Here is a 26,436-nt window from a genome sequence, read left to right on the forward strand (position 1 = left end):
TTCAGCCCGGCTTTTGAAGGCCGACCAGCACCTCGCAAGGGCCCCGAAGTCAAGCCCCAATCGCTATCGTCGCGAAGCGGCGATGACGCAACCAACACCCGTCACCGCCCTAGAACGCAACCACCCCGGCGGAATGCGGTGAGCAGCCCAGCCAGGATCCGGCAAAGCGCCGTTGCCAGCCGACGACGTGGTGGGCCGACCGCAGAGCTGCAGCAACAGGCAGATCGCCCCGCCCGGCCGCAGAGCCGTCATCGGCCAGCCGCAATCACGGCATCACTCGACCCGGCCGGCCCAACCGCGCGCTCCCAGCAGGCTAACCTCGGCCGCGCGAACGATCAGCCCGGCCCGGCCAGCCCAACCATGCGAGCGATCGGCCGGACCCAGCCGAACCGCACGACCAGTCGGCCCGGCCAGCCCACCGCGCGAGCGAGCGGCCCGGCCAGCCCAATCGCGCGAACGGTCAGCCCGACCGGCCCAAATCACGCGAGCGATCAACCCGACCCAGCCCAACCGCGCGAACCGTCAGCCCTCCGGGTCCTGGCGGGCGATGGCGAAGGCCGGGTTGCCCTCCGAGTCCTCGCGCACGTCGAGGACCTTGTCCTCCAGGTAGTGGGCCGCGGCCGGTTCCATGATGACCTTGGCGCCCGCGGGTGCCGCCACCACCTCGTCGCCGTCGACGGGCTCCGCCAGGGACAGTTCGAGGGCGGCTTGGCTGTTGTTGTCGGTGGCCAGGGCGAAGCGCAGGCCGACGCCGTCGTTGGGGGCGGCTGACTGTGAGGTCAGCTCGTTGATGACCTCGGCAGCCATCGGCGTCACTTCGAGCATGTCGGCCCCTTCAGGCAGGAAACAAGAAACTCGTCCGGTGTTCCCTGCCCGACCGAGCTTCAACCACCTTTCGGCGAAGTGTCTAGGCGACGCGGTGTGCTGGGCGGGGTGCCTCGCTGCGGACGTGGCCGCACGTCGAGCAGACGCGCTGGACCGGGATCAGGTCGGCGACCAGGCGCCACGAGTCGGCGAACGACGGGGGCTGCTGGCCGGGCAGCAGCAGGCTGTCGAGTGCTTCCACGCGGCGACGGCCCTTCTCGCGGCTGCGTTCCACCGGGTCTCGGCGGTGGGCCAGGGCGCGGGACTCGGCTCGGGCACGCTCGCCCTCGCTGGTCAGGGCGGTTCGGGAACGCCGCGAGTTCACCAGCGCGTTGCGGCGGTTCACGCGGAACCACTCGCCCAGCGACATGCCGGTTAAAGGTGGGCGGGCGAGGCGGGCGCCGTCGTCGGTCCACACCATCATCCGCGCGCGCAGGAACTCGTGCGCCACCTGCGCGCGCGAGCGGGGGCGGCCCTGGCGGGTGCCGTCGGGGCGTTTGTCGATCGCGACCAGGACGGCGTCGACGCTCCAGCCCACCTTGAACCACGGCTCCAGCGTGCGGCGCACCCACCGGCGGTCGGCGTCGGGCCACGAGGCGCGCGTGCACAGCGACTCGACGGCGATGTCCACGTCGGCGTCGGTGGAAGGCACCACGCGGCCCGGCCAGCGACGGGGATCGATCTGCATCTTGGACCTACCTCCTACACCACAGACGAACATCTGTTCGACATGGTGCCACGGAGGTCTGACAAAAATGGAACATCTGGCCTCTGAGCAGGCAGAACATCACGTGACAAGCACTGCCGCACCCGTCACGCGGCCCGCGCGGAGGTCCGACAGGGCCAGGTTCGCCGAACGAAGCGGATACGGCTGCACGGCCACCGACAACCGGTGCGAGGCGCAGAACGACAGGAACTCGGCGGCGTCGGCGCGGGTGTTCGCGGTGACCGATCGGACCTGCCGCTCCTGGAAGAGGTGCCGCTGGTAGTTCAGCACCGGCACATCGGACAGGTGGATCCCGGCGATCGCCAGCGTCCCGCCCCGGTCGAGCGCCTCCAGGCAAGCCGGCACCAGCGTCCCCACCGGCGCGAACAGCACTGCCGAGTCCAGCAGCACCGGAGGCACCTCGGCCGACGCCGACGACGCACCCAGCGACAACGCCAATGCCCGCGCCGAAGCGGACCGGGTCACCACGTGCACCTCGTACCCGCGAGCGACGGCGACCTGCAACGCCAGATGCGCGGACCCGCCGAACCCGTAGATCCCCAACCGTCCGCCGTCGGGAACCTCGGCCCGCTGCAACGCCCGGTACCCGATGATCCCGGCGCACAACAACGGCGCCAAAGCCTCCGACGAATACCCGGAAGGCAGCCTTAATGCATAAGGAGCCGGAACGACCGCATAAGACGCATAACCGCCGTCAGCGTCCCACCCGGTGTACAACGACGACGGACAAAGGTTCTCGGAACCGCGCAAGCAGAACCGGCAAACCCCGCAGGTGTGCCGCAACCAGGCGATTCCGACCCGCTCACCAACGCGGAAATCCCCCGCCGCGACCACCACCTCACCCACGACCTGATGTCCGGGCACGACCGACAGCCGGTGCACGGGCAGATCCCCGTCCACCACGTGCAGGTCGGTCCGGCACACCCCGCAGGCGAGCACCCGCACCAGCAGCTCACCCGGCGCGGGCGACGGCACCGGCACGTCGGCCAGACGCAGCGGCGTGGTCTGCCACGAAAGCACGATCTCCAGGTTAGCCTGCGGAAATGAGCCACCACGAGCCCCACGACGAGGTCACCGGCGACCGGATGAACTGGCTGCGCGCGGGAGTCCTCGGCGCGAACGACGGCATCGTCTCCACCGCGAGCCTCGTCGTGGGCGTCGCGGGCGCCACCACCGACAAGGCGCAGATCCTCGTCGCCGGTCTCGCCGGCCTGTTCGCCGGCGCGATGTCCATGGCCAGCGGCGAGTACGTCTCGGTGAGCAGCCAGCGCGACGCCGAACGCGCCCTGCTGGCCAAGGAACGCCAGGAGCTCAGGGACATGCCGGATGAGGAGCTCGAAGAGCTCAAGGAGATCTACGAGCAGAAGGGACTCGACGAGGCGACCGCGCTGAAGGTCGCCAAGCAGCTCACGGAACACGACGCCCTGGCCGCCCACGCCGAGGCCGAGCTGCACATCGACCCGGACGAACTCACCAACCCGTGGGGCGCCGCCATCGCGAGCTTCATCTCGTTCACGATCGGCGCGCTGCTCCCGCTGGCGGCGATCATCCTCAGCAGCACCACCCTGCGCGTCCCGGTCACGGTCGTCGCGGCCGTGCTCACCCTCGCGCTCACCGGCTTCGTCAGCGCCAGGCTGAGCGGCGCGCCGAGGCAGCGTGCGATCATCCGCAACGTCGTGGGTGGACTGATCGCCATGGGTGTCACCTACGCCATCGGCGCGTTGGTCGGCCAAAGCATCGGATAGCGCCGAACTGGGTATTGCCACCGCATGAGTGAAGAACGCGGCGCATACGTCTCCCAGGACACCGACGACTTCGAGGCCCTGGACGAGGACAACATCAAGCACGACCCTCTGGAGACCGAGCCGGAGGAGGGCTGGGCCGAGTCGAACCGGTACGGGATGACCGAGTACGAGCAGGCCCACCCGCGTCCGCTCGATGAACGGCTCGCGGAAGAGCGCCCGGAAGAACGCGCAGAAGAGCGCGGCGAGGACGACGAGACGGGTGCATGATCGAAGCATGAGCCTCGGCATCCCGGAGAAGATCACGGCGTTGCTGTTCGACCTCGACGGCGTGCTCACGAGCACGGCGGTCCTGCACCGCAAGGCGTGGAAGCAGACGTTCGAGGGCATGGGCCAGCCGTTCAGCGAGCAGGACTACCTGGCCTACGTGGACGGCAAGCCGCGCTACGACGGTGTCCGCAGCTTCCTGGCCTCGCGCGGCCTCACGCCGCCGGAGGACGAGATCCGCCGCATCGGCGACCGGAAGAACGACCTGGTCAACCGGATCATCGACGAGGAGGGCATCACGCCCTACCCCGGTTCCGTGCGCTACCTGCAGGCGGTGCGCCAGGCCGGCATCCCCATCGGGGTGGTCACGTCGTCGGCCAACGCGATGCGCGTGCTGCGCGCGGGCAACCTGCTCGACTACGTGGACGCGCTGGTGGACGGCAACGTCATCACCGCGTCGAACCTGCGGGGCAAGCCCGCCCCCGACTCGTTCCTCGAAGGCGCCAGAAGGCTGAAGACGCCACCGGAGCAGGCCGCCGTGTTCGAGGACGCGCTCGCGGGCGTGAAGGCGGGGCACGACGGCGGTTTCGGGTTCGTCGTCGGCGTGGACCGCGGCCACCAGGCGGACGCGCTCAAGACCAACGGCGCCGACGTGGTCGTCGACGAGCTGGACGAGCTGCTGTCATGAGCTACACGATCGAACCGTGGGCGCTGCGCTGGCAGGGCCTCGCCGTGGACCAGCTGCACCGGACCGAGTCGACGTTCGCGCTGGCCAACGGGCACATCGGCCTGCGCGGCACGCTGGACGAGGGCGAACCGCGCGGTCTGCCCGGCACGTACCTCAACGGCTACTACGAGGAACACCAGCTGCCGTACGGGGAAGCGGGCTACGGCTATCCCGAGGCCGGCCAGACCGTCGTCAACGTGACCGACGGCAAGATCATCCGGCTGCTGGTCGAGGACGAGCCGCTGGACATGCGCTACGGCAACGCGATCGAGCACGAGCGCGTCCTCGACTTCCGCTCCGGCACGCTGCGCCGCCGCACGGTCTGGGAGTCACCGACCGGCCGCCGCGTGATCGTGCGCAGCGAACGGCTCGTGTCGTTCACCCAGCGCGCGGTCGCCGCGATCCGCTACGAGGTCGAGCCGATGGACGACGTGCAGCTCGTCGTCCAGTCCGACCTGCTCGCCAACGAGCCGACCATCCACCGCACCAACGATCCCCGCGTCGCCGCCGCGCTGGACGCCCCGCTGGTGAACGACTTCACGATGGCCGAGAAGTCGCGGGCCGTGCTGTGCCACCACACCAAGGTGTCCGGTCTGCGGATGGCCGCGGCGATGGACCACGAGATCGACGTCGACGGCGGTCTCGACATCCGCACGGAGATCCGCGCCGAGGCCGACCTCGCGAGGTTCACCGCGGCCGTGGACGTCAAGGCGGGCAGCTGCCTCAAGCTCACCAAGTACCTCGGCTACGGCTGGTCCGGCAAGCGCTCCACACCGGCGTTGCGCGCCCAGGTCGAGGCGGCGCTCTCCGGTGCCTGCCAGACCGGCTGGGAGGGCCTGCTGCAGGAGCAGAGGGCGTTCCTGGACGACTTCTGGCAGGTCGCCGACATCGAGATCGAGGGCGACGACGAGCTGCAGCAGGCGATCCGGTTCGCGCTGTTCCACATCCTGCAGGCCGGTGCCCGCGGCGAAACCCGTGCCATTCCGGGCAAGGGTCTCACCGGACCGGGCTACGACGGGCACGCGTTCTGGGACACCGAGATGTTCGTGCTCCCGGTCCTCACCTACACGCTGCCCGACGCCGCCCGCGACGCGCTGCGCTGGCGTCACTCCACTTTGGACAAAGCCCGCGACCGCGCGAAGGTGCTGGGGCTCAAGGGAGCCGCGTTCCCGTGGCGGTCGATCAACGGCGCCGAGTGCAGCGCGTACTGGCCGGCGGGCACGGCCGCGTTCCACGTCTCCGGCGACGTCGCGTACGCCACCCAGCAGTACCTCAACGCCACCGGCGACGAGTGCTTCGACCGCGACCAGGCCACCGAGATCCTCGTGGAGACCGCACGGCTGTGGATGTCGCTCGGACACCACGACCAGCACGACGGGTTCCGCATCGACGGTGTCACGGGCCCGGACGAGTACTCGGCGATCGTCGACAACAACGTCTACACCAACCTGATCGCCCAGCAGAACCTGCGCGCCGCCGCCGACGCCGCGGAACGCAACCCCGGTGATGCCGCGGAAGAGGAGATCGCCGCGTGGCGGAGGGCTGCCGACGCGATGGCGATCCCGTACGACGAGATGCTGCAGGTGCATCCGCAGGCGGACAACTTCACCAAGCACGCGGAGTGGGACTTCGAGAACACCCCGCCGGAGAAGTACCCGCTGCTGCTGCACTTCCCGTACTTCGACCTCTACCGGCGGCAGGTCGTGAAGCAGGCGGACCTCGTGCTCGCCATGCACGTGCGCGGTGACGCGTTCACGAAGGACCAGAAGGCCCGCAACTTCGCCTACTACGAGGCGCGGACCGTGCGCGACTCGTCGTTGTCGGCGGGTACGCAGGCCGTGCTGGCGGCCGAGGTCGGCCACCTGGGCCTCGCGTTCGACTACCTCGTCGAGGCCGCCTACACCGATCTCCACGACCTGCACGACAACGTCAACAACGGCCTGCACATGGCCTCGCTGGCGGGGGCGTGGATGGCGCTGGTGGCAGGCTTCGGCGGCATGCGGGACCACGGCGGTGAACTGACCTTCGCGCCGCGCCTGCCGGAGTCGCTCACGCGGTTCTCGTTCCGGATGTGCTTCCGCGGCACCAGGATCTCCGTGGACGTGACCGGATCCGAGGCCACCTACCGGATCGTGGACGGCACCGAGCTGAAGACCAGGCACCACGGCGAGCCGATCACGATCACCGCGGACGCGCCCGTGACCGTGCCGATCCCGGCGGCTCCCGAGCTCGAACGACCGAAGTCGCCGTTCGGCCGGGAGCCGCGCCGGCACTAGGTCAGGCGGGAGACCTGGTAGTGCGCTATCAGGTCTCCCTTGACGATCACGCTCAGCTTCACGTTGATCGCCGGCCGGTCGGCGAACGAGAATTCGACGTCCAGATAACCGAGGACCAGATCGTCGGCGAGCTGTCGTGTTTCCACGACCTCGTACTCTGCTTTCATCCCGATGGGCTGGGAATCGTAGTACTCGGCGACGGCGTTCCGGCCGACCCCGTACGGGTGCAGGCCCTGGAAGATCGCGTCCTCGGTGAAGTTCGCGGCCACGCGCTCGGGTTCGTGCGCGTCCACGGCGTCCTTCCACCGGTCCATCACGGTCTTGATCATGATCAGTGCCCCGCGCTCTGGCCGCCGTCGACGTGCAGGATCTCGCCCGTCACGAAGCCGGCCTGTTCCAGGAAGGTGATCGCGTCGACGACGTCGGAGATCTCGCCGATCCGCCCGACCGGGTGCAGCCCGGCCAGCGCCTCGTGGGTCTCCGGTGCGTGCATCGGCGTGCGGATGATGCCGAGCGCGACCGTGTTGAACCGGATGTTCCGCGTCGCGTACTCGACGGCGAGCGACCTGGTGACGGCGTTCAGACCGCCCTTGGTCAGCGACGCGAGCGCGGACGGCACCGCGGACAACGCGTGGTCGACGAGCGTCGTCGACACGTTGACCACGTGGCCGCCGTCGTCCATGGCGGCGACCGCGCTGCGCGTGATGTCGAAGAACCCGACCAGGTTCGTGCCGATCACGGCGGCGAAGTCCTCGTCGGTGTACTCGGTGAACGGCTTGGCGACGAAGATCCCGGCGTTGTTGACCAGCGTGTCGACCCGGCCGAACCGCGCAAGCGCTTCCTCCACCACCCGTGCGCCCTCGCCGGGCCGCGCGAGATCGGCGCGGACCGTCAGCACCTCTGGATCGTCCGAGGGCTCGACGGAGCGCGACACCGCCACGACCGAGTAGCCGAGCTTCCGGAAGGCGGGCACGAGTGCCGCGCCGATTCCCTGAGAAGCACCCGTGACGACAGCAACCTTGTTCGTCATTTCCGACTCGCTTTCAAAGGAGAAGAAGTGGAACTGACAGCCACAACGGCCCGCACTTCCGCCGCATTTCGCGGAATTGCGACCTGTTTTCTCCTTCGTGGAAGGCTCAGCCTCCCACCGCACGCCAGGGGTCGTCCGCGGGCAGCCAGACGCCGTCGCGGTGCAGGCCGAGATCGCCGACGTCCCGCGTGATGGCCTCGGCGGCCGCCAGCACGGCCGTCCGCACCTCGTCGGCGCGACGGACGAGCGACCACGTCCAGAGCGGCTCCGGGTCGACGACCGGCCGTTGCACGAGATCCGGTGGCAGGGGCGAGGTCTGGCCCTTCGGCGAGTTCAGCACCGGTGTCGTGCACGACCGCACGTGGTCGAAGAACGCGGGCCCGGTGATCGCGCCGTTGTGGATGCGCACGACCCGTGCACCTGTGTCCCCGGCGAACTCCTGGGCGTAGGAGTTCCACGACTGCCACGACGTGACGTCGTCGTCCACCAGCACGGCGATGTCCTCGGCGCGCACCGGACTCGTGTCGGTGCCGACCGACACCGCGTAGAGCCGGTCGGCGCCGAGCAGCCGCGCGGCCAGGCCGAGCTCGGCGACGTCGGCCCCGCGGATCCAGCAGACCGCCAGGTCGAGGCTGCCGTCCGCGACCCGCGCGGCCTGCGCGTGCGACGGCACGACCCACGCGTCGACGTAGAGCTGCGCGACCCCGGCCGTGCGCGCGGTGAGGTCCGGCGGCAGCCAGTTCACGTACCCGATCCGCACGGGCTGCGACCCGGACAACTGCTGCGCGTGGCGTTGCAGCTCGTCGGCCCGCTCCAGCAACGCGCGCACCTCCGGCACCAGCGCGGCACCGGCGGCGGTGAGGGCGACGGTGCGCCGGTCGCGGGCGAACAGCGGCACGCCGAGGTCGCGTTCGAGGGCCTTGATCTGCTGCGACAACGACGGTCCGGCGATCAGCAGGCGCGCCGCGGCCCGGCCGAAGTGCAGCTCTTCGGCGACCGCGAGGAAGTACCGGAGCTGGCGCAGTTCCACGCCCCGCATCCTAGGAGGCTGAGCCTCCCACGCAGGAGAAAGCCGGTCGTGGCCACCGCGGCGCGCCGGTCGGACGATGGGCGCATGAGAGAGTTCATCGTCGAGATCACCACCGAGCTCCCCGACGGCACGAGCCAGTCCGAAGTGGACCGCCTGCGGGCACGGGAAGCCGTCCGGGCGAAGGAGCTCGCGGCGAGCGGTCACCTGGTCCGGTTGTGGCGGCCGATCGGCGAGATGCGCAGCATCGGCCTGTGGCGGGCCGACGACGAGGACGACCTCCACGCGAACGTCCTCGGCACGCTCCCGCTGAGCCCGTGGATGACCTTCCACGTCACCGCCGTCCAGTCCCACCCGAACGATCCGGGCCGTTCGTGAGCGTGCGGGCCGGGGCCGCGCCGTGCATGCGGTGGGCATCGCGCTGCCCGCGCTCGTCGACGGAACCGCCTTGCTCGGCGTGGTCCTCTTCGGCGGCACGTTCCTCGGCATCGCCAGTCCGCTGCTCGCCGCCCCGTTGCTGCACCACGGCTACGACCGGGCCCTGCTGCTGGCCGCGGCGATCGTCCTCACAGCTGCAGCACCACTTTCACGTCTCCCGGCCGCTGCTCGAACGCCTCCGCACAGGACTCCAGCGGCACTCGCCGAGTGATCATCCCGGACAGCCAGGCGTCGTCCGCGCGGTCGAGCACGGCGGCGGCCTCCCGGTAGTGCCGCACGTTGGCGTTGACCGTCCCGAACACGATCCCGTTGCGCAGCACCAGATCCCGGTTCGCCTGGCCGAGGTCGACCGGAACGACCTCGGTGGACGGCACCCCGGTCAGGCACACCAGGTCCCGCCCGAGCAACCGGGCCACGAGCCGGGGTGCCCCGGTCGCCTCGATCACGACCGGGTGATCGGGCAGCTCGCGGTGGTAGGTGGCGCCGAGCGACTCCACCAGCTCGGGCTTCGGGCCGTCCGCCGCGAGGTCGAACACGTGGACGTCGAGCCCTCGCTGCACGCCGATCAACGCCGCCAGCAGCCCGATCGGGCCGGCCCCAGTCACGAGCACGCTCTCGAACGGGACCAGGGCGAGCCGATCCAGCCGCTCCCAGGCCTTGACGACCACCGAAGCCGGTTCCACGAGCACACCCGTCGACGAGCTGACGCCCACGGCGTACTCGGACGGGACCGTCCACAACGTCGAGCCGTAGCCGTCGATCCCGGTGATACCGCGCTCGGTGTATTGCCCGTTCCGGCACATGTCGAACTCCCCGCGCGCACACGCCACGCACGGCACCGGGTCCGGCCGCCGCACCACCCCCGCCACCAGCGACCCCGGCTCGAAGCCCGGCCCGCTGATCACCCGTCCCAGCGACTCGTGTCCGATCACGAGCTTCCCGCCCGTGCCGAACTCGCCGCGCACGATCTCGCGGTCCGTCCCGCAGATCCCGATGGCCAGACCCTCGACCAGCAGCTCACCTGGTCCCGGCTCCGGATCGGGCAGTTCGGTCAACGACAAAGAGCCGGGTCGTGCAAGATCCACCGTCAACGCGCGCATGAGAACCATTCTTGACATATCGACACGATCACGCTGACCATGGGAGCGCTCTCACGACCCTGTCTCAGTGAGGAGATAGTCCGATGCGCAAGCTCCTGCTGCTCGCGACATCGGCCCTACTTGGGCTGACAACGATGTCTGCACCAGTGCACGCGGCACCACCGAACCTGCTCCCGCTCACCGTCACGAACAACTCCGGCCGTGGCGACGCCGTCTTCCTGTACGTCACCGGCGAGATGAACGGCAGGCTCGGGTACGTCAACGCGAACGGTCAGTTCACCGCCTGGTCCGGCGGGGCGGTCCCGCCCGTCCCCGCGCCGGACGTCTCGATCCCCGGCCCGGCCAACGGCGGCAGCCGGACCCTGCAGATTCCGATCAACCTCGCGGGCGGCCGGCTCTACATGTCCTTCCGGGACAAGCTGAAGTTCGGTCTGGTGCCGGGCGGGCTGGTGCAGCCGGCGCCGTGGGCCGCCGGTGACCCGAACCGCGACATCCTGTTCGACTGGAGCGAGTTCACCTACAACGGCGGCGGGTTGTGGCTGAACAGCTCGCAGGTCGACATGTTCGCCGTCCCGCACGCGGTCGAGGCGACGTCCCAGGCGGGCACCACGAAGAAGACCGGCCAGCTGGTCGCCGGAGGACGCAACCGCGTCTTCGACCAGCACCAGCAGCTCGGCGGCGACTGGGCGCGGTTGATCTACACCCGGAGTGACGGCACCCGCCTGCGCGTGCTGAACCCCAGCAAGGGCCTCGACGCGGGCGTGTTCTCCAGCTCGTACTTCTCCAGCTACGTCAGCAGCACCTGGGCGACCTACCAGAACACGCCGCTCACCGTGGTGCCGTACCAGAACGAGCCGAACCGCAAGTTCACCGGCCGCACCAGCGGTGGCGTGCTGCGCTTCACCGACACGGCGGGCCAGCAGGTCGCGTCGTTCGAGCAGCCGTCGACGCGGGACGTCTTCAACTGCGACGGCCGGCTCGCCGCGCCGAACAACGACGTCGGCGCGATCTCCCGGTCGCTGTGCGCCGCGCTGAACCGCTCGACGCTCGGGTTCATCCACACCCAGCCGACGTACGACGCGAGCCAGTTCTACACGCGGTCGACCACCAACCACTACTCGCGGATCGTGCACGCCAACATGGTCGACGGCAAGGCGTACGGGTTCGCGTTCGACGACGTCGGCGCGTTCGAGTCGCTTGTTCACGAACCGAACCCGCGTTCGGCCAAAGTCACGCTGACAGCATTCTGAACCGAAGCTTTCTTGCTTTTGATCGACTTTCGCTCCACTGTGATGAGACGCCGTCGCCGCGGCTCTCACACAGTGGAGTCGTTGTGTGCGTACAGGTCCTGATGGTCGAAGACGACGAGCGAATCCGGCAGGCGTTGAGCCTCGCCTTGTCGGACGAGGATTTCACCGTTGACGAGGCCGGTTCGGGGGAAGAGGCGTTACGGCGTTTGGAGACGGAGTCGTTCGACGTGATGCTGCTCGACCTCACGCTGCCCGGCATGGACGGCCTGGAGGTCGTGCGAACCCTCAGATCCCGCGGTGACCTGCCGATAATCGTCGTGACCGCTCGCACCGACGCCCGTGACGTGATCGCCGGGCTGGAGGCGGGCGCGGACGACTACGTCACGAAACCGTTGATGGCGAGTGTTCTCGCGGCCCGGATCCGCGCGTTGTTGCGCCGGCGCGGACCCGGCCGGGAAGCCGTTCGGATCGGTGATCTGGAAATCCGTCCGCAGGAAGGACTCGTGCACCGAGCGGGCGAACGCGTTCACCTCACCAGAACCGAATTCCGGCTGCTGCTCGAACTCGCTGGTGCGGGCGGACGAATCGTCACCAGGGAACAGTTGCTGCAAAAGGTTTGGGGATATGACTACTTCGGTGACACCCGACTGCTCGACGTGCACATAAGGAGACTGCGCCGCAAGATAGAGGCGAACCCGGACGAGCCGGCGTTGCTGCTCACGGTGCGCGGCACCGGGTACCGGATCCGCTCGTGAGACTCACGCTGCGCTGCCGGGTGACGCTGTCGTTCGGCTTCGGCCTGCTGGTCGTGACGAGCGTGCTGGCGTTCGCGACCTGGAACCTCGCCTCGGGGTACATGTTGCGCCAACGGGAGGCCAGCGCTACGCGGCAGGCCGAGGTGAACGTGCGGCTGGTGGAGAAGTCGCTGTCCTCGCCGGGACTGGACGAGCTGCTGACCGGGCTCACCACCGGCCCCGACTCGTCGATCCTGGTGCTCACCCCGACGGGGCTGGTGTCGGCGGGCCGCGAGGTCGAGCCGTCCGAGCTGCCGGCGGAGCTCGTGGCACATCCACCCGGCCAGGAGCGGATCACCGTGGAAGGGCTGTCCGTCATCGCCGTGACGCTGCCGGTGGCGGGCAACGCCGTCTACGTGGAGCTGTTCCCGTTGCAGCAGCTGGACCGGACGTTCGGGTTCCTCAGCGCGGTGCTGATCGCGGGCACGATCGGGTCGGCGCTGCTCGGGGCCGCGCTGGGCTCGTGGGCGTCGAAGCGGGCGCTGAAACCGCTGGCGGAACTGAGCTCCGCCGCGGGCAGGATCGCGGGCGGCGATCTCGGGGCCCGGCTGCCCGACCAGGACGACCCGGACCTGGCCGCGCTGGCGGCGAAGTTCAACTCGACGGCGCACGCGTTGGAGCAACGGGCGTTGCGGGACGCCCGGTTCGCCTCGGACGTGTCGCACGAGCTGCGGTCGCCGTTGACGACGATGGTCAACGCGGGCGCGGTGCTGCGGCGCCGGCGAGAGCACCTGCCGGGCACCGCCGGGACCGCGCTGGAGCTGCTCACCTCCGAGGTCGACCGGTTCGCGCGGATGGTCGTGGACCTGCTGGAGATCTCCCGCGCCGACCAGACCGACGACCCGCCGCCGGAGGAGATCGCGCTGGACGCGTTGGTGCGCAACGTGATCGCGACCCGCACCGAGGTGCCGATGGACCTCGAACCCGCGGTGGTGCGCGGTGACCGGCGGCGGCTGGACCGGGTGCTGACGAACCTGCTGGACAACGCCGAGCGGCACGCGGGCGGAGCGGTGCTGGTGTCGGTGCGAAGCCGGGGCCGGGCGGTGCGGCTGGAGGTGGAGGACGCCGGGCCCGGGGTGCCGCCGGAGTTGCGGGAGCAGATCTTCGAGCGGTTCGCGCGCGGCGTGATGGCGGGCAGCAGGGGTGACGACACGGGCAGCGGGCTCGGGCTCGCGCTGGTCCGCGAGCACGTGCACCGGCTGGGCGGGCGGGTGTGGGTCGAGGACCGCTCGCCGCGCGGTTCGCGGTTCGTCGTGGAGCTTACGGAGTTCTGACGTCATCGGCTCGGGGAGCGTCGGGGGTCGTTTGCGGCCCTACGGTCGTGCCATGCGAGTACTGATCACCGGCGGGGCCGGGTTCATCGGGTCGCACGTCGCGGACGAGCTGGCCGGCCAGGGGCACGAGTGCGTGCTGCTCGACGCGCTGCTGCCCGAGGCGCACGGCTCTGTTCCGTCGCTGGACCACGAACTGGTGGTCGGCGACGTCACGTCTCCCGAGGTCCTGCGACCACTTCTGTCCACTGTGGACGCCGTGTGCCACCAGGCCGCGATGGTCGGGCACGGCGTCGATCCGTTCGACGCGCCTTCGTACGCCCGGCACAACGACCTGGGCACGGCGGTGCTGCTGGCCGAGATGCACCGGGCGGGGGTGTCGCGGCTGGTGCTGGCGTCGTCGATGGTCGTCTACGGCGAGGGGCGGTACCGGTGCCTGTCGCACGGCGTCGTGCGGGCGGAACGGTCCGCCGCCGATCTGGCCCAGGGCCTCTACGAGCCGCGCTGCTTCTGCGGTGACTTCCTGGTGCCCGAACTGGTGCCCGAGGACGCGCCGCTGGACCCGCGCAGCACCTACGCCGCCACGAAGCTGGCGCAGGAGCACCTGGCCGCCGCGTGGGCCAGGCAGACCGGCGGCAGCGTGTGGGCGTTGCGGTACCACAACGTCTACGGCCCGCGGATGCCGCGCGACACCCCGTACGCCGGGGTCGCGTCGATCTTCCGGTCGGCCCTGCAGAACGGTGACGCGCCGCGGGTGATGGAGGACGGGCGGCAGCGGCGGGACTTCGTGCACGTCACCGACGTGGCGCGGGCCAACTTCCTGGCATTGTCCTCGCCCCGGCCCGGTTTCGAGGCGGTGAACGTCTGCTCCGGCTCACCGCACACGATCGGCGAGCTGGCGTTCGCGCTGGCCGAGGCGTGCGACGGGCCGACGCCGTCGATCGTGGGCGGCGCGCGGCCGGGCGACGTGCGGCACGTGGTCGCGTCCCCCGCGAAGGCGTTGGACGTGCTGGGTTTCGAGGCCCGGGTCGGGTTCACCGAGGGTGTGCGGGAGTTCGCGTTCTCCGCGCAGCGCTCACCAGTTCGTTAGCACGAGGTGGTTCACCGCCAGTGCCGTGACGGCCTGGGCGGTGAGCCACCTCCTCCGGTGGCCGAGCTTCGCCGTGCCGGCGAGGAGCCAGATCGCGAACGGCAGCCAGATCCGCTCGGTCTCGGCCTTGCTCAGGCCGGACAGGTCCGCGGCGAGGATCGCGAGCCCGGCCGCGACGATCCACTTGTCCTTGCGCAGTCCCCTGATCCCGGCCGGGCCGATGACCAGTGCGAGCGCCGCCAGGTTCGCCCAGACCCAGTACCAGTACGGCCTGGTGGCGCCGATGCCCTGGTAGTAGCGGATCTTCACGAGCTCGTAGCCGTCGAGCCACCAGAAACCGGCCAGTGCGAACGCGGCGACGACGGCGAGCGCGCCCGCGACCGCCCAGCCGATCCTCCTGCCCACCGCGACGATCGCGAGCGGGGCGAGCAGCACCAGGCCGTACGACAGGAACACGCACCAGCCCAGCACGACGCCGCCCAGCAGCGGCCACCTGGTCAGCAGGTAGATCCCGACGGCCGCGACGCCCAGGAACATGCCGTCCGCCGACGCCCCCACCCACACCGCGCCGGGGAACAGCACGAGGAACGGCAGCACCGCGTTGTCGTTGATGGCCTTGGGAACCGCTACCACGGCGAGTGCCCCGATCAGGACGCAGAAGATCGACGCGGCCGCCCCTCCGCCGAGCCCGATGCGGTCCAGCGCGACGAACGTGAGCAACGCGCCCGGCGGGTGCCCGGAGACGTGCGTGGTCCACGAGTCCGGCTGGAAGTCCGGGATGCGCGCGGCGAACCCCCGCAGCATCGCCGGGATGTCCGTGACGCCCGGTACCTCGTGCAGGTACTCGTCCTCGGTGGTGAGCCGGGTGACGAACCGGTCCCAGCCGTCGATCATCGCCAGCGAGAAGGTGAACGCCGTCGCGGTCGCGTAGGCGATCGGCAGCGCCCAGCGGTGCTGTGCCAGCTCTGGTCCCTTGGCGATCACGAGGAACGCGATCAGGACGGCCGCGGGCGTGCCGGGACCGACGTGGGGCTGCCAGTTGCCGAAGAGCGGGGCTGCGGCGGCGTAGATGAGGTTCTGGTCGTGGGCGTTGATGACCAGCCCGGCGATGACGGCCGCGGCGACGAGCAGACCGGCGATGACTAGACGCACCGCGCCCAACCTAGGGGGTCGCGCGGGTGCGCGCAGGCCACGCAAGACAATCGTAAGAACTCTTTCGTGCGTCACAATTCCGTAAGCACCACAACACTTTCCGATGGTCCAGGGTGGACGCATGGATGTCGTGTTGCCCTGCCTGGACGAGGCCGCCGCACTGCCCGCGGTCCTCGCCTCCCTGCCTTCCGGCTACCGCGCGATCGTCGTGGACAACGGTTCTGTCGACGGTTCGCCCGCGGTCGCCGCCTCTCATGGTGCCCTCGTGGTGCACGAATCTCGCCGCGGCTACGGCGCCGCCGTGCACACCGGCCTGCTCGCGGCCACCTCGGAGCTGGTGGCGTTCGCCGACGCCGACGGTTCGCTGGACCTGGGCGAGCTGCCCGCGATGGCCGCGCTGCTGGCCGATGCCGATCTGGTGGTGGGCCGGCGCATGCCGGTGTCCCCTGGTGTGTGGCCTTGGCACGCGCGTGCGGGCAACGCCGTGATCGCCGCACTCCTGCGCCGCCGCGGTCTGGCCGTGCACGACATCGCGCCGTTGCGGGTGTGTCGGCGTGAGGCGTTGCTGGCACTGGACGTGCGCGACCGCGCGTTCGGCTATCCGCTGGAACTGCTGGTGCGCGCGGCGGAGGCGGGGTGGCGGGTGCGCGAGGTCGCCGTGACGTACGGCCCGCGGGCGGCCGGGACGCGGTCCAAGGTCTCGGGCTCGGTGCGCGGCACGCTGCGGGCGGCGCGGGACATGGCGGGGGTGCTGCGATGAGGTTCTGCCTGCTGATCATGGCCAAGTCCCCGGTCCCCGGCGCGGTCAAGACGCGCCTGTGCCCGCCGTTGTCGCCGGAGGAGGCGGCGGAGGTGGCGGCGGCCGCACTGCTCGACACGCTGTCGGCCGCGGTGTCGGCGCCGGGCGCGGTACCGGTGGTGGCGCTGGCCGGGGAGGTGCGGCGCCCGGACGTGCGGGACGCGCTGGCCGAGTGCGTGGTGATTCCGCAGCGGGGCCTGGCGTTCGCGGACCGGCTGGCCAACGCGCACGCGGACGTCGCGCGGTTCGGGATGCCGGTGCTGCAGATCGGGATGGACACGCCGCAGGTGACGCCGTCGCTGCTGGCGTCGTGCGCGGAGTTCGAGGAGGCGGCGCTCGGGTTCGCGCTGGACGGAGGGTGGTGGGCGCTGGGGTTGCGAGACCCGCTGGGGGCCGAGGTGCTGCGGGACGTGCCGATGTCGCGCGCGGACACGGGCGTTCGGACGCTGGCGGCGTTGCGCGGCCTGAAGGTGCGGGGTGTGGGGGTGCGGGTGGAGTCTCTGCCGATGCTGTCCGATGTGGACACGATGGCCGACGCCCGCGCCGTCGCCGCGCAGGCACCGGCGAGCCGGTTCGCCACGGCGCTCGCGGACATCGCGGCGGTGACCCGATGAAGTCCGCCCCGCACGCTCGCGCAGGGGTCCCCTCCGGAGGGGTCCCCTGGTTCCATTCTCCCAGCCGGCACCGACAATTTTCGGCTGTCACCCACCCGGCGGTGCCGCGATGATGTTCGACCAGGCCCTCCAGGGCCACCCCAGCTGGCTCGACCTGCCCTCCGGCCCCCGCGAGCTCTCCGTCGCCCGCTGGCAGGCCGACGCCACCGGCGGCGACGCCGTCCTGCTCGACGCCTGCACCGGCCCCACCCTCGACGTCGGCTGCGGTCCCGGCCGCCTCGTCGCCGCCCTGCTGAGCCGCGGCGTCCAGGCGCTCGGCGTCGACGTCTCCGCCGAGGCGATCCGGCGCACCACCGCCCGCGGCGGCACCGCGATCCGGCGCGACGTGTTCGACCCGCTGCCCGGCGAGGGACGCTGGCACCACGTGCTGCTGGCCGACGGCAACATCGGCATCGGTGGCGACCCGGCGGCACTCCTGCGCCGCGTGCGGCAACTGCTCAAACCCAGCGGCACCGTCGTCGCCGAGGTGGAACAGCCGGGGTCCGGGCTGACGACGGGCCGGGCCCGGGTGCGGACGCGCGGCTCGCTCGGCCGGTGGTTCCCGTGGGCCTGCAGCGACGCGGAGTCCCTGCCGGCCGACGGGTTCTTCCTGCTGTGGCAACGGGAAAGCGCCGGGCGCTGGTTCGCGTGCTGGGAGAAGCTGTGAGATTCCGGTCCCCCGCCCACCACACGGGCGTCACGAGCCGCGTCGGCACGTGGCTCGGCATCACGTTCGGGTTGTGCTTCGTCACCGGGCTCGCGAGCCACGGGGTGCAGCACGACTGGCCGTGGCCGACCCGGCCCGTCGACCTCTACCGCGTCACGCAAGGGGTGCACGTCATCTCCGGGGTCGCGTCGATCCCGTTGCTGCTGGCCAAGTTGTGGACCGTCTACCCCAAGCTGTTCGAACGGCCGCTCGTGAAGTCCGTGCCGCACGCGCTGGAGCGGGGCTCGATCCTCGTGCTGGTCGCGGCGTCGTTCTTCGAGCTGACCACGGGGTTGTTCAACGCCGCGCAGAACTACCCGTGGTCGTTCTACTTCCCCACCACCCACTACGCGGTGGCGTACATCGCGATCGGCGCGCTGCTGGTCCACATCGCCGTCAAGATCCCCCTCGTCCGGCGCTCACTCGAACCGCGGTCCGAGGAGACGACCGTCCTGTCCCGCCGGGCCTTCCTGCGCACCACCGCGCTCACCACCGGAGTCGCGGTCGTCGCCACGGCCGGTGTCACGGTGCCGTGGCTGCGCGACATCTCGGTGCTGGCGTGGCGTTCGAACAAGGCGTTGCCGGTCAACCGGACGGCGAAAGCCGCGAACATCGTGGTGCCTCCGGACTGGCGGCTGAAGGCCGGCGCGAGGACCTACTCGCTGGCGGAGCTCAACGCCCTGCCGCAGACCACCGTCGAGCTGCCGATCGCGTGCGTCGAGGGGTGGAGCCAGAACGCGACGTGGACCGGCGTCCGGGTCGCCGATCTCGTCGGAGGAGGCGACATCAGGGTCGAGTCGCTGGAGAAGGACGGGCTGTACCGGGCGACCACGCTGCCCGAGGCGTTCGCGCAGGACCCGCTGACGCTGCTCGCCCTGAGGCTGAACGGTGAGGAGCTCAGCCCAGACCACGGCTACCCGTGCCGGATCATCGCCCCGAACCGGCCAGGCGTGTTGCAGACGAAGTGGGTCACGTCGCTGGAGGTGCGGGGATGAAGGACCGCACTCGGCTCGCGGGCGGGGCCCACGTCAGCGGAAGCACTGTCGCGAGGGCCGCACTCGGTGCGGCGGGCGTGGCGCTGGGCGCGTGGGGCGCCTGGCTGCTGCTCCCCCAGGTCACCGTCGAACTGCTGGTCTGGCTGGCCGGCGGCGTGGTGCTGCACGACTTCCTGATCGCCCCGCTGGTCGGCGCGTCCGGCTTCGTCGTCAAACGAGCGTCCATCGGCATCGGGCTCGTCACCACCGGCGTCGTCGCGATCCTCGCGGTCCCGTTGCTGTGGCGGCGGTACGGCGGCCCGGTCAACCCGGGGCTGCACGACCGCGACTACCCCACCGGAGTCGCGGTCGTGCTCGGCGTCGTCTGGGCCGCCGTGGCCCTATACGAGGTCGCGGCGCACCTTCAGCAACGTCGCCGCGCCGACGAAGAACACCACGTAGCCGGCCAGGAACAGGGCCGCGGTGGTGCCGCTGAGCGAGGTCAGCACGCCGGGGGCGCCGGATCCGCCGACGGCACCGGCCAGGTTGCCCGCGGAACCACCGGGCAGGACGTCGGTCAGCGACTCGACCGGCCCGAGCAGGGAACCGACGCCGCGCAACAGGTTCTCGGTGACGATCGCCCACATCAGGCCGAGGCCGACGGCCAGCGCGGGACCCTTGGTGACCACGCCGAGGAACACGCCGAACCCCGTCCACATGGCGGCGATCAGCAGTGACGCGCCGAGAGCCTCGAAGACGTCGACACCCGGCAGGCTCCAGTCCCAGCCCTCCACCGACGCCACCGTCACGGCCGCGCCCAGGTCGACGACGAACGTCAGCGCCACCAGCACCACCACGATGATAGCCAGCGCGCCGAGCGTGCCGGCCATCGCCGACACCCGGCGCGGACCGGCGGTCAGCGTGGTCTTCCAGGTGCCCCAGCCGTAACCGCTGCCCACCGCCAGCGCGGCCAGCACCAGGATGATCGCGCCGCCGAACATCGGCAGGCCGCGCACGACGGCCGCGCCGACGTTCTCCGGCTGCATCGCGCTGATCAGCTGCTGCCCGGACATGGCCCGTGTGTTCGTGCCGCCGTTGAGCGCCAGGTAGTTGAACACGTAGCCGAACGTCAGCGTCATCACCAGCCAGACGCCGATCAGCACCCACGTCGCCGGCCACTTCCACAACCGCAGCAGCTCCGCCTTCACGCTGCCCATCACGCCGCTCCCGTCATCTCGAAGAAGACCTCTTCCAACGTCCGGCGCAGCGGCCGGACCTCCTGCACGTCCACGTCGGCGTGGACCAGCGCGCGCACCAGCGCTCCCGCGTCCGACTCGCGCACGTGCAGCACGTCGCCGTGCCGCGAGCTGCCCTCGATCAGCACGTGCGCCTTCTCGATCGGGTCGGCGCGGACCAGCAGCACGCTGTCGCCGCGCAGCTGTTCGACCGTGCTCTCGGCGACCAGCCGGCCCTGCGAGATCACGCCGACCCGGTCGCAGATCTCCTCGACCTCGCCGAGCAGGTGGCTCGACAGCAGCACCGTCTGCCCCTGGGCGGCCAACGCGCGCACCAGGTCGCGCATGTCGGCCATGCCCGCCGGGTCGAGGCCGTTGGTCGGCTCGTCCAGGATCAGCAGCTCCGGCCGGCCGAGCAGCGCGGCGGCGACCCCGAGCCGTTGCTTCATGCCGAGCGAGTAGCGGCGGAACTTCTCCCCCGCGGCGGCCACCAGGTCGACCTGCTCCAGGGCGGCCTCCACCTCAGTCCTGCCCGCGCCCCGGCGAGCGGCCTGCACGCGCAGGTTGTCGCGGCCGGACAGGTAGGGGTAGAAACCCGGTCCCTCGATCAGCGACCCGACCTTGAGCAACGCCCCGGGGGTGCCCGGTGCCTCACCTAGCACCGTCGCGGTGCCGCTGGTGGGCCGCACGAGCCCCAGCAGCATGCGGATCGTGGTCGTCTTGCCCGCGCCGTTGGGACCGAGGAACCCGTAGACCTCGCCCCGCCGCACGGACAGACTGACCTCGTCCACCACGGCGCGGTCGCCGTAGCGCTTCGTCAGCTTCTCCGTCGTCACGATCATGGGTCCAACAGTGGTCCCGCGAGCGCCGGGAGTCGTCCGCTCCGGAGCGTCATGAAGATACGCACATCTGCGTACGCCGGCGGTCGTATCGTCGGCACCATGCGGTTCAGGATCAAGTGGCAGGACATCGCGCTGACGGTGGCGCTGCTGTTCTTCGGCCTCGTGGGCACGCGGTTCGCCGCACGCCTGCAGGGCGCGGCTCCCCTCGACGTCCTCGCCCTCCTGCTCGTCGCGGTGGCGGCCGGGGGTCTGCTGTTCCGCTCGGTCCGTCCGCTGTGGACGTTCGGGCTGACCACCGCCGCCATCGCGGTGTACCTGGCGCTGGGCTACCCGTTCGGGCCGATCCTGCTGAGCGGGGTGGCCGCGACGTACGCCGTGGCCCTGTACTCGTCGCTCGAACTGGCCGCCGGGTGCGCGGTGCTGTACGCGCTGGCGATCCTGCCGTGGTGGCACGACTCGGTGACCTCGTGGATCACCTGGGCGGCGGGCTGGATCCTGCTGCCGGCCGCGGCGGGCGTGCTGATGAAGCTGCGCCGACGGTCCCTTGTGGACGCTCGGGAGCACGCCGTGGTGTCCGAACGGCTGCGGCTCGCCCAGGAGGTCCACGACGTCGTGGGCCACGGGCTGTCGGTGATCGCGATGCAGGCGGGCGTCGCTTTGTACGTGCTCGACAAGGATCCGGCGAAGGCGCGCGCCTCGTTGGAGGCCATCCGCGACACGTCGAAGGAAGCGCTCGACGGGCTGCGGTCCGAACTGGACACCCTGCGCGGCTCGGCACCGCTGCGGCCGGCGATCTCGCTCGCCGACATCCCGGCACTGGCCTCGCGCATGGGCGAGGCCGGGCTGGTGGTCTCGGTCGAGGTCGACGCGCCGGACCTGCCGGACAACGTTCAGCTGGCCGTGTACCGGATCGTGCAGGAGTCGCTGACCAACGTGCTGCGCCACTCCTCCCCCGGCGTCACGGCGTCGGTGCGCGTGTACTCGGTCAGACGCGAGCTGGTCGTCGAGGTGGCCGACACCGGCACGCCCGGCCCGTTCGCCGAGGGCCACGGCATCACCGGCATGCGCTCGCGGGCCGAGGCGCTGAACGGCACGCTCGAAGTCGACGTGACCCGCGGTTTCCGGGTGACCGCCCGGATACCGTTGCCCTCATGATTCGCGTGGTGGTGGCCGACGACCAGCCGCTGGTCCGGATGGGACTGCGGACGTTGATCGAGACCGAGGACGGCGTCGGGTTCGCCGGTGAGGCCGCCGACGGGCGCGAGGCGCTGGCGCTGATCCAGTCGGTGAAGCCCGACGTGGTGTTCCTGGACATCCGGATGCCGCTGATGGACGGCCTGGAGGTGCTGCGCCGCGTCTCGGCCGACCCGTCCTGCGCCGACGTCCGGATCGTCATGCTGACGACGTTCGACCTCGACGAGTACGTGTTCGAGGCGCTGCGCACCGGCGCGTCCGGGTTCCTGGTGAAGGACTCCGATCCGACGGACCTGCTGCGCGCGGTGCACGTCGTCGCCGACGGCGGTTCGCTGCTCTCGCCGTCGGTCACGCGCCGGGTGATCGACCGGTTCGCCTCCGGTGCGTCGGCGCGGCCCGTGCCGCACCTGGACAAGCTGACCGAACGCGAGCGGGAGATCATGCGGCACGTGGCGTCCGGCGCGTCCAACGACGAGATCGCGGCCCGGCTGGTGATCTCGCCCGCGACGGTGCGGACGCACGTGTCGCGGGCGATGGTGAAGCTGGGCGCACGCGACCGCGCCCAGCTCGTGGTGTTCGCCGTGCAGTCAGGCCTGACGTGAGTCGAACACCGCCTTGAGGCCCTGCGCGATCTCCGGCGGGATCGAGTCGTAGGCGCGCGGCGGCTGCGGGTCGTACTCGATGGCGGCCTGCAGGGTCTGCGCCACCACCTCCCCGAACTCGGCCTCGACCAGCCGCAACGCCATGTCGATGCCCGCGGACACGCCCGCGCCGGTGACGATCTTGCCGTCGAACACCACCCGGTCCGTCGACACCTCGACGCCGCGAACGGAGAGGTCCTCGCGCGCGGCCCAGTGCGTGGTCGCCCTCGTCACCAGGCCGGCCTCGGCGAGCAGCGTCGACCCGGTGCACACCGACGTCGTCCACTTCGTCGTCGGGTGCACGGCCCGCAGCCACTCGACCACGCCACCGGAGTCCTTCAGCAGCTCGCGCCAGTACCCGGAGCCCGGCACCACCACGATGTCGGTCGACCTGAGCGTGTCGAACGTGTCGGTCGGCATCACGACCAAGCCGTTGTCGGACTTCACCGGTGCCGGCGACGCGGCCACGAACCGCGTGGACACGGCCGGCACCGAGCCGAGCACCTCGAACGGCCCGACGAAGTCGAGCGCGGTCATGTTCGGGTAGAGCACGAAAGTCGCGTCCATCAGGCAACCCCGGTGGTCCGGAAACGGGCGCGGTAGCTGCCCGGCGACACGCCGAGCACGCGCAGGAAGGCCCGGCGCAGGGTCTCGGCCGAGCCGAACCCCGCCTCGCGGGCGACGAGGTCCAGCGGGTCACCGGTGCTCGCCAGCCGGTCGGCCGCGGCCTCGACGCGAGCCCGTTCGACGTACTGGGCGGGCGAGACGCCGACGTTGCGGGAGAAGACGCGGGCGAAGTGCCGCACGCTCATCATCGCCTTGCGCGCCATCACCGGCACCGTCCACTCGCGCGTCGGGTCGGCGTGGATGTCGTCGAGCAACGCCCGCAGCGAGTCGTCCGACACCGGCTTCGACCGCGTGTGCACGCTGAACTGCGACTGGCCGCCCGAGCGCTGCAGGAAGACGACCAGGTACTGCGCGATCCGGCGGGCGAGCGCCGGTCCGTGGTCCTGCTCGACCATCGCGAGCGCCAGGTCGATGCCCGCCGTCACCCCCGCCGACGTGGCGACCTGCCCGTCGCACACGAAGATCGCGTCCGGCTCGACCTCGACCCCGCGGTTCGCGAGCTCGCCGGTGAACGCCCAGTGCGTCGTGGCGCGCCGCCCTTCGAGCAACCCCGCCCCGGCCAGCACCACGGCGCCCGTGCAGACGCCCGCGACCCGCCGCGACCGCAGCGCGAGCCGCCGCAGGTTCGAGGTGAGCACCGCGTCCGTCGCGGCCTCGTCGTACCCCCAGCCGCCGACGACCAGCAGCGTGTCGACGTCCCGGTCGAGCGTGCGCAGGTCCGCCCCGGCCTCGATCCGCACCCCCGCGGTGGCGGTGAACGGCACGCCCCCGAGCGTCGCCAGGGTGACCCGGTACCTCTCCTGGCCGTGGTTCGCCGCCTGGAACACCTCGATCGGTCCCGCCAGATCCAGCAACGCCGTGCGGTCGTAACCGACCACGACTATTTCCCTCAGATTCCCCACACCTCCACTTTCCTCATCACGGCTGGTGGCGGCAACGACTTATCCCCCTCGCATTCGGCCACCGCACAGCGGCGAACAGCACGGCGCGGCGTCGGTAAACTGGTGTCCGATGCGGAGAGTCCTGCCCCTCGCGGTGATCGGCCTGCTCGCGATCCTGCTGGTCGTGAGCGACCACCCGTTCCCGCCGCCGTCGGCACCGGACCGCGAGTCCAGGACCGCGGTCGTGGCGCTCGGCGACAGCACGATGTCCGGCGAGGGCGCGGGCAGCTACGAACCCGGCACCGACGGCGAGGACGGCGGCAACTGGTGCCACCGATCCCGCGTGGCGTCGATCATGAAGGCTCGGATCCAGGCCGACCAGAAGATCAACCTGGCCTGTTCGGGCGCGAACTCCGACAAGCTGCGCAACGAACAGCTGCCGCAGCTGCGCAGGATCGCCGGGCAGAACCGGGTCGTCGCGATCGTGGTGGCCATCGGCGCGAACGACGACCCGCACTTCGCGGAGGTCCTCAACAAGTGCTTCGAGGCGTGGGGCAAGCGCGGCGACTGCACGTCGTCCGTGGCGACGGAGTGGTCGAAGCGCGTGCGCCGGATGGTGCCCAAGGTCGAGAACACGCTCAACGCCATCCGCCAGACCATGCGCGACTCCGGTTACCTCGACTCCGCCTACCAGCTGGTGGTCCAGTCGTACGCGGCGCCGGTGTCGCCGAAGATGGCGCGCTCGCTGCAGAACCTGTCCGGGTGCCCGTTGCGCACCAGCGACCTGGAGTGGGTGGTCGAGGACGCGGTGCCGGAGCTGTCGAACGGCCTGCGCACCGCCGCGGGCAAGGTCAACGCCCGCTTCCTCGACCTGTCCCGCGCCGGGGAGGGCCACGAGGCGTGCGCCGGCAGGCCGGAGACCGAGTGGTTCACCCGGCTGACCGTCGACTGGGCCGGCCTGAAGAACGAGAAGCGCTCGTCGCACGCGCTGCAGGAGTCGTTCCACCCCAACGCTCTCGGCCACGAGCAGTTCGGCCGCTGCCTCACCGAGTTCCTGGCGGCAGACAAGCGCGACGGCGCGTGCGTGCCGCGGCTGGACGGCTCGCTCGGCCTCACCACGGAAAGCTGACGAACCTCGTCGTGCGCGCCTCGTGCCAGTCCAGGATCGCGAGGTAGACCCCGTCGGGCCACGACTCGACCTCACCTTCGGGCCCCCACCAGCGGACTTCGTCGCGCGGCCAGCCGGGATCGCCGGTGCGCGCGAACCTCGCCCAGGCCTCGGCGATGTCCCCGCGCAGCGCGGCCGGGACGTCGGCGCCGTGGTGAGCGGGCGGGCGCGAGTAGATCGACCGGAAGGCGTTGGCGCGCTTGGCCAGGTGCGTGGTGGGCCGGCGGAAGACCTCGGCCTCCTCGCCGGCGGTGTGGCACACCAGCAGGTCCACGTCGAACGGCCCGTTGAGCGGCACGTCCGGCAAGGTGTCGCCGTCCACGATCGGCTGGTACAGCACGACGTCCGGCTGCGGGTTCGCCGCGACCTCGCGCGCGAACCCGGGGCTGAAGAACCGTCCGGGCACGCTGTGCGCGATCGCCCGGTGGAACAGGCCCTTCGCGGCGGGCATGACCATCAGGCACGCCACGGCCTGCGCGCCGGAGGACTGCCCGGCGACCGTGACGTTGCCGGGATCGCCGCCGTACCTGGCGATGTTGCGCTGGATCCACCGCAGCGCGGACACGACGTCGAGCAGGCCGCGGTTGTGCGGAAAGCCTTCCACGGCACCGAAACCGTCGACGGCGAGCCGGAAGTTGCAGCTCACGAACACGATGCCGTGCCCGGCCAGCACGTCGCCCGCGTACTCGGGCTGTGCCGACGAGCCGACGGTGTTCGCGCCGCCGTGGATGAACAGCAGCACCGGCGCCGGACCGTCCACTGCGGACCAGACGTTCAGCGTGTGCGAGTCGCCGAACTCGCCCGTCGGCTCGCCGTCGCAGTCCACCGGCGGGTGGAAGCGCGACGAGCCGACGGCGGGTTCGGCGTACCGGATGCCCAGGTGAGGGCTCACCCGCGCACCGCGCTCACCCTCGCACCGCACCACGGCAGACCGGCGCACCGAACCACCGTCCGGCGTGCC

General features: G+C 70.8%; 29 protein-coding genes. 16 read left to right on the forward strand and 13 right to left on the reverse strand.

Annotated features, from left to right (window positions below; all coding sequences use genetic code 11):
- Positions 1–522 precede the first annotated feature (522 nt).
- The 3 genes from ACWEIJ_RS34345 to ACWEIJ_RS34355 all read right to left on the reverse strand — a co-directional run bounded on the left by ACWEIJ_RS34345 (position 523) and on the right by ACWEIJ_RS34355 (position 2,611).
- Positions 523–825, reverse strand: coding sequence for an iron-sulfur cluster biosynthesis protein (locus tag ACWEIJ_RS34345; protein WP_449841406.1), 303 nt, complete (start codon positions 823–825; stop codon positions 523–525).
- Between the two features lie 82 nt (positions 826–907).
- Positions 908–1,552 (reverse strand): hypothetical protein, encoded by a 645-nt coding sequence (locus tag ACWEIJ_RS34350; protein ID WP_449841407.1) that lies wholly within the window; start codon positions 1,550–1,552, stop codon positions 908–910.
- 99 nt (positions 1,553–1,651) lie between these two features.
- Entirely contained in the window at positions 1,652–2,611 is a 960-nt protein-coding gene (locus tag ACWEIJ_RS34355) for a zinc-binding alcohol dehydrogenase family protein (protein ID WP_449841408.1), read from the reverse strand.
- Between the two features lie 23 nt (positions 2,612–2,634).
- Between ACWEIJ_RS34355 and ACWEIJ_RS34360 the strand changes: the two genes are divergently transcribed.
- Genes ACWEIJ_RS34360 through ACWEIJ_RS34375 form a run of 4 tightly spaced genes read left to right on the forward strand, consistent with a single transcriptional unit; the run spans position 2,635 to position 6,603 of the window.
- Positions 2,635–3,336: a VIT1/CCC1 transporter family protein gene (locus ACWEIJ_RS34360; RefSeq protein WP_449841409.1), complete on the forward strand. Its 702-nt coding sequence runs from the start codon at positions 2,635–2,637 to the stop codon at positions 3,334–3,336.
- Positions 3,337–3,360: 24 nt separating this feature from the next.
- On the forward strand, positions 3,361–3,603 hold the full coding sequence (locus ACWEIJ_RS34365) for a hypothetical protein (protein ID WP_449841410.1): 243 nt from the start codon (positions 3,361–3,363) through the stop codon (positions 3,601–3,603).
- A 7-nt stretch (positions 3,604–3,610) separates the two neighbouring features.
- Complete coding sequence (locus ACWEIJ_RS34370; RefSeq protein WP_449841411.1) at positions 3,611–4,288, forward strand: HAD family hydrolase; 678 nt, start codon at positions 3,611–3,613, stop codon at positions 4,286–4,288.
- Positions 4,285–6,603, forward strand: coding sequence for a glycoside hydrolase family 65 protein (locus ACWEIJ_RS34375; protein ID WP_449841412.1), 2,319 nt, complete (start codon positions 4,285–4,287; stop codon positions 6,601–6,603). The genes ACWEIJ_RS34370 and ACWEIJ_RS34375 overlap by 4 nt, the downstream gene beginning before the upstream one ends.
- On the opposite strand, the gene ACWEIJ_RS34380 is transcribed toward ACWEIJ_RS34375, so the two are convergent.
- The 3 genes from ACWEIJ_RS34380 to ACWEIJ_RS34390 all read right to left on the reverse strand — a co-directional run bounded on the left by ACWEIJ_RS34380 (position 6,600) and on the right by ACWEIJ_RS34390 (position 8,672).
- On the reverse strand, positions 6,600–6,932 hold the full coding sequence (locus ACWEIJ_RS34380) for a hypothetical protein (RefSeq protein ID WP_449841413.1): 333 nt from the start codon (positions 6,930–6,932) through the stop codon (positions 6,600–6,602). The two genes, ACWEIJ_RS34375 and ACWEIJ_RS34380, sit on opposite strands and share 4 nt — an antisense overlap.
- 2 nt (positions 6,933–6,934) lie before the next feature.
- Positions 6,935–7,633 (reverse strand): SDR family NAD(P)-dependent oxidoreductase, encoded by a 699-nt coding sequence (locus tag ACWEIJ_RS34385; protein ID WP_449841414.1) that lies wholly within the window; start codon positions 7,631–7,633, stop codon positions 6,935–6,937.
- A gap of 106 nt (positions 7,634–7,739) precedes the next feature.
- The gene (locus tag ACWEIJ_RS34390; protein WP_449841415.1) at positions 7,740–8,672 is read right to left on the reverse strand and encodes a LysR family transcriptional regulator; all 933 of its coding nucleotides are present in this window, start codon (positions 8,670–8,672) and stop codon (positions 7,740–7,742) included.
- A gap of 75 nt (positions 8,673–8,747) precedes the next feature.
- Here ACWEIJ_RS34390 and ACWEIJ_RS34395 point away from each other — a divergent pair, with 75 nt between their 5' ends.
- A complete protein-coding gene (locus ACWEIJ_RS34395) occupies positions 8,748–9,038 on the forward strand; it encodes a muconolactone Delta-isomerase family protein (protein WP_449841416.1) in 291 nt (96 codons plus the stop codon).
- A 188-nt stretch (positions 9,039–9,226) separates the two neighbouring features.
- Here ACWEIJ_RS34395 and ACWEIJ_RS34400 read toward each other — a convergent pair whose 3' ends face one another.
- Positions 9,227–10,198 (reverse strand): alcohol dehydrogenase catalytic domain-containing protein, encoded by a 972-nt coding sequence (locus ACWEIJ_RS34400; RefSeq protein ID WP_449841417.1) that lies wholly within the window; start codon positions 10,196–10,198, stop codon positions 9,227–9,229.
- 134 nt (positions 10,199–10,332) lie between these two features.
- Here ACWEIJ_RS34400 and ACWEIJ_RS34405 point away from each other — a divergent pair, with 134 nt between their 5' ends.
- From ACWEIJ_RS34405 to ACWEIJ_RS34420, 4 genes are all read left to right on the forward strand, one after another.
- Positions 10,333–11,448, forward strand: a complete 1,116-nt coding sequence (locus ACWEIJ_RS34405) for a beta-1,3-glucanase family protein (RefSeq protein WP_449841418.1) — start codon at positions 10,333–10,335, stop codon at positions 11,446–11,448.
- Between the two features lie 101 nt (positions 11,449–11,549).
- Entirely contained in the window at positions 11,550–12,203 is a 654-nt protein-coding gene (locus tag ACWEIJ_RS34410) for a response regulator transcription factor (protein ID WP_449841586.1), read from the forward strand.
- The gene (locus tag ACWEIJ_RS34415) at positions 12,200–13,516 is read left to right on the forward strand and encodes a HAMP domain-containing sensor histidine kinase (protein WP_449841419.1); all 1,317 of its coding nucleotides are present in this window, start codon (positions 12,200–12,202) and stop codon (positions 13,514–13,516) included. Before ACWEIJ_RS34410 ends, ACWEIJ_RS34415 begins: the two co-directional genes overlap by 4 nt.
- Positions 13,517–13,568: 52 nt before the next feature.
- On the forward strand, positions 13,569–14,603 hold the full coding sequence (locus tag ACWEIJ_RS34420) for an NAD-dependent epimerase/dehydratase family protein (protein WP_449841420.1): 1,035 nt from the start codon (positions 13,569–13,571) through the stop codon (positions 14,601–14,603).
- Here ACWEIJ_RS34420 and ACWEIJ_RS34425 read toward each other — a convergent pair.
- Positions 14,589–15,755 carry a hypothetical protein gene (locus ACWEIJ_RS34425; RefSeq protein WP_449841421.1) on the reverse strand — a complete coding sequence of 389 codons (1,167 nt, stop codon included), beginning with the start codon at positions 15,753–15,755 and terminating at the stop codon, positions 14,589–14,591. The two genes, ACWEIJ_RS34420 and ACWEIJ_RS34425, sit on opposite strands and share 15 nt — an antisense overlap.
- A 121-nt stretch (positions 15,756–15,876) precedes the next feature.
- On the opposite strand from ACWEIJ_RS34425, the gene ACWEIJ_RS34430 reads away from it, so the two are divergent.
- The 4 genes from ACWEIJ_RS34430 to ACWEIJ_RS34445 all read left to right on the forward strand — a co-directional run bounded on the left by ACWEIJ_RS34430 (position 15,877) and on the right by ACWEIJ_RS34445 (position 18,908).
- Positions 15,877–16,515, forward strand: coding sequence for a glycosyltransferase family 2 protein (locus tag ACWEIJ_RS34430; RefSeq protein WP_449841422.1), 639 nt, complete (start codon positions 15,877–15,879; stop codon positions 16,513–16,515).
- Positions 16,512–17,168, forward strand: a complete 657-nt coding sequence (locus ACWEIJ_RS34435; protein ID WP_449841423.1) for a TIGR04282 family arsenosugar biosynthesis glycosyltransferase — start codon at positions 16,512–16,514, stop codon at positions 17,166–17,168. Before ACWEIJ_RS34430 ends, ACWEIJ_RS34435 begins: the two co-directional genes overlap by 4 nt.
- A gap of 109 nt (positions 17,169–17,277) precedes the next feature.
- The gene (locus ACWEIJ_RS34440; RefSeq protein WP_449841424.1) at positions 17,278–17,874 is read left to right on the forward strand and encodes a class I SAM-dependent methyltransferase; all 597 of its coding nucleotides are present in this window, start codon (positions 17,278–17,280) and stop codon (positions 17,872–17,874) included.
- The gene (locus tag ACWEIJ_RS34445) at positions 17,871–18,908 is read left to right on the forward strand and encodes a molybdopterin-dependent oxidoreductase (protein ID WP_449841425.1); all 1,038 of its coding nucleotides are present in this window, start codon (positions 17,871–17,873) and stop codon (positions 18,906–18,908) included. Before ACWEIJ_RS34440 ends, ACWEIJ_RS34445 begins: the two co-directional genes overlap by 4 nt.
- Positions 18,909–19,288: 380 nt before the next feature.
- Here ACWEIJ_RS34445 and ACWEIJ_RS34450 read toward each other — a convergent pair whose 3' ends face one another.
- Together ACWEIJ_RS34450 and ACWEIJ_RS34455 are read right to left on the reverse strand one after the other, a co-directional pair.
- A complete protein-coding gene (locus ACWEIJ_RS34450) occupies positions 19,289–20,104 on the reverse strand; it encodes a hypothetical protein (RefSeq protein ID WP_449841426.1) in 816 nt (271 codons plus the stop codon).
- Positions 20,104–20,964 (reverse strand): ABC transporter ATP-binding protein, encoded by an 861-nt coding sequence (locus ACWEIJ_RS34455; RefSeq protein ID WP_449841427.1) that lies wholly within the window; start codon positions 20,962–20,964, stop codon positions 20,104–20,106. Before ACWEIJ_RS34455 ends, ACWEIJ_RS34450 begins: the two co-directional genes overlap by 1 nt.
- A gap of 99 nt (positions 20,965–21,063) precedes the next feature.
- Between ACWEIJ_RS34455 and ACWEIJ_RS34460 the strand changes: the two genes are divergently transcribed.
- Together ACWEIJ_RS34460 and ACWEIJ_RS34465 are read left to right on the forward strand one after the other, a co-directional pair.
- Positions 21,064–22,119 carry a sensor histidine kinase gene (locus ACWEIJ_RS34460; RefSeq protein WP_449841428.1) on the forward strand — a complete coding sequence of 352 codons (1,056 nt, stop codon included), beginning with the start codon at positions 21,064–21,066 and terminating at the stop codon, positions 22,117–22,119.
- A complete protein-coding gene (locus ACWEIJ_RS34465) occupies positions 22,116–22,760 on the forward strand; it encodes a response regulator transcription factor (protein WP_355440565.1) in 645 nt (214 codons plus the stop codon). The genes ACWEIJ_RS34460 and ACWEIJ_RS34465 overlap by 4 nt, the downstream gene beginning before the upstream one ends.
- Here ACWEIJ_RS34465 and ACWEIJ_RS34470 read toward each other — a convergent pair.
- Together ACWEIJ_RS34470 and ACWEIJ_RS34475 are read right to left on the reverse strand one after the other, a co-directional pair.
- Positions 22,746–23,366 carry a DJ-1/PfpI family protein gene (locus ACWEIJ_RS34470; protein WP_449841429.1) on the reverse strand — a complete coding sequence of 207 codons (621 nt, stop codon included), beginning with the start codon at positions 23,364–23,366 and terminating at the stop codon, positions 22,746–22,748. The two genes, ACWEIJ_RS34465 and ACWEIJ_RS34470, sit on opposite strands and share 15 nt — an antisense overlap.
- A complete protein-coding gene (locus ACWEIJ_RS34475) occupies positions 23,366–24,328 on the reverse strand; it encodes a GlxA family transcriptional regulator (RefSeq protein WP_449841430.1) in 963 nt (320 codons plus the stop codon). Before ACWEIJ_RS34475 ends, ACWEIJ_RS34470 begins: the two co-directional genes overlap by 1 nt.
- A 109-nt stretch (positions 24,329–24,437) precedes the next feature.
- Between ACWEIJ_RS34475 and ACWEIJ_RS34480 the strand changes: the two genes are divergently transcribed.
- The gene (locus ACWEIJ_RS34480) at positions 24,438–25,436 is read left to right on the forward strand and encodes a GDSL-type esterase/lipase family protein (RefSeq protein WP_449841431.1); all 999 of its coding nucleotides are present in this window, start codon (positions 24,438–24,440) and stop codon (positions 25,434–25,436) included.
- Here the strand turns inward: ACWEIJ_RS34480 and ACWEIJ_RS34485 are convergent.
- Positions 25,420–26,415, reverse strand: coding sequence for a carboxylesterase family protein (locus tag ACWEIJ_RS34485; protein WP_449841432.1), 996 nt, complete (start codon positions 26,413–26,415; stop codon positions 25,420–25,422). The genes ACWEIJ_RS34480 and ACWEIJ_RS34485 overlap by 17 nt on opposite strands.
- Positions 26,416–26,436 lie beyond the last annotated feature (21 nt).

This window comes from Lentzea sp. NPDC004789 (assembly GCF_053601075.1).

Coding starts and splice junctions, on each gene's coding strand:
- ACWEIJ_RS34380 (WP_449841413.1), bottom strand. CDS start 6,932: ATGATCAAGACCGTGATGGACCGGTGGAAGGACGCCGTGGACGCGCAC.
- ACWEIJ_RS34360 (WP_449841409.1), top strand. CDS start 2,635: ATGAGCCACCACGAGCCCCACGACGAGGTCACCGGCGACCGGATGAAC.
- ACWEIJ_RS34350 (WP_449841407.1), bottom strand. CDS start 1,552: ATGCAGATCGATCCCCGTCGCTGGCCGGGCCGCGTGGTGCCTTCCACC.
- ACWEIJ_RS34345 (WP_449841406.1), bottom strand. CDS start 825: ATGCTCGAAGTGACGCCGATGGCTGCCGAGGTCATCAACGAGCTGACC.
- ACWEIJ_RS34440 (WP_449841424.1), top strand. CDS start 17,278: ATGATGTTCGACCAGGCCCTCCAGGGCCACCCCAGCTGGCTCGACCTG.
- ACWEIJ_RS34420 (WP_449841420.1), top strand. CDS start 13,569: ATGCGAGTACTGATCACCGGCGGGGCCGGGTTCATCGGGTCGCACGTC.
- ACWEIJ_RS34400 (WP_449841417.1), bottom strand. CDS start 10,198: ATGCGCGCGTTGACGGTGGATCTTGCACGACCCGGCTCTTTGTCGTTG.
- ACWEIJ_RS34375 (WP_449841412.1), top strand. CDS start 4,285: ATGAGCTACACGATCGAACCGTGGGCGCTGCGCTGGCAGGGCCTCGCC.
- ACWEIJ_RS34450 (WP_449841426.1), bottom strand. CDS start 20,104: ATGGGCAGCGTGAAGGCGGAGCTGCTGCGGTTGTGGAAGTGGCCGGCG.
- ACWEIJ_RS34390 (WP_449841415.1), bottom strand. CDS start 8,672: ATGCGGGGCGTGGAACTGCGCCAGCTCCGGTACTTCCTCGCGGTCGCC.
- ACWEIJ_RS34480 (WP_449841431.1), top strand. CDS start 24,438: ATGCGGAGAGTCCTGCCCCTCGCGGTGATCGGCCTGCTCGCGATCCTG.
- ACWEIJ_RS34460 (WP_449841428.1), top strand. CDS start 21,064: ATGCGGTTCAGGATCAAGTGGCAGGACATCGCGCTGACGGTGGCGCTG.
- ACWEIJ_RS34465 (WP_355440565.1), top strand. CDS start 22,116: ATGATTCGCGTGGTGGTGGCCGACGACCAGCCGCTGGTCCGGATGGGA.
- ACWEIJ_RS34410 (WP_449841586.1), top strand. CDS start 11,550: ATGGTCGAAGACGACGAGCGAATCCGGCAGGCGTTGAGCCTCGCCTTG.
- ACWEIJ_RS34395 (WP_449841416.1), top strand. CDS start 8,748: ATGAGAGAGTTCATCGTCGAGATCACCACCGAGCTCCCCGACGGCACG.
- ACWEIJ_RS34405 (WP_449841418.1), top strand. CDS start 10,333: ATGTCTGCACCAGTGCACGCGGCACCACCGAACCTGCTCCCGCTCACC.
- ACWEIJ_RS34370 (WP_449841411.1), top strand. CDS start 3,611: ATGAGCCTCGGCATCCCGGAGAAGATCACGGCGTTGCTGTTCGACCTC.
- ACWEIJ_RS34435 (WP_449841423.1), top strand. CDS start 16,512: ATGAGGTTCTGCCTGCTGATCATGGCCAAGTCCCCGGTCCCCGGCGCG.
- ACWEIJ_RS34455 (WP_449841427.1), bottom strand. CDS start 20,964: ATGATCGTGACGACGGAGAAGCTGACGAAGCGCTACGGCGACCGCGCC.
- ACWEIJ_RS34385 (WP_449841414.1), bottom strand. CDS start 7,633: ATGACGAACAAGGTTGCTGTCGTCACGGGTGCTTCTCAGGGAATCGGC.
- ACWEIJ_RS34470 (WP_449841429.1), bottom strand. CDS start 23,366: ATGGACGCGACTTTCGTGCTCTACCCGAACATGACCGCGCTCGACTTC.
- ACWEIJ_RS34430 (WP_449841422.1), top strand. CDS start 15,877: ATGGATGTCGTGTTGCCCTGCCTGGACGAGGCCGCCGCACTGCCCGCG.
- ACWEIJ_RS34365 (WP_449841410.1), top strand. CDS start 3,361: ATGAGTGAAGAACGCGGCGCATACGTCTCCCAGGACACCGACGACTTC.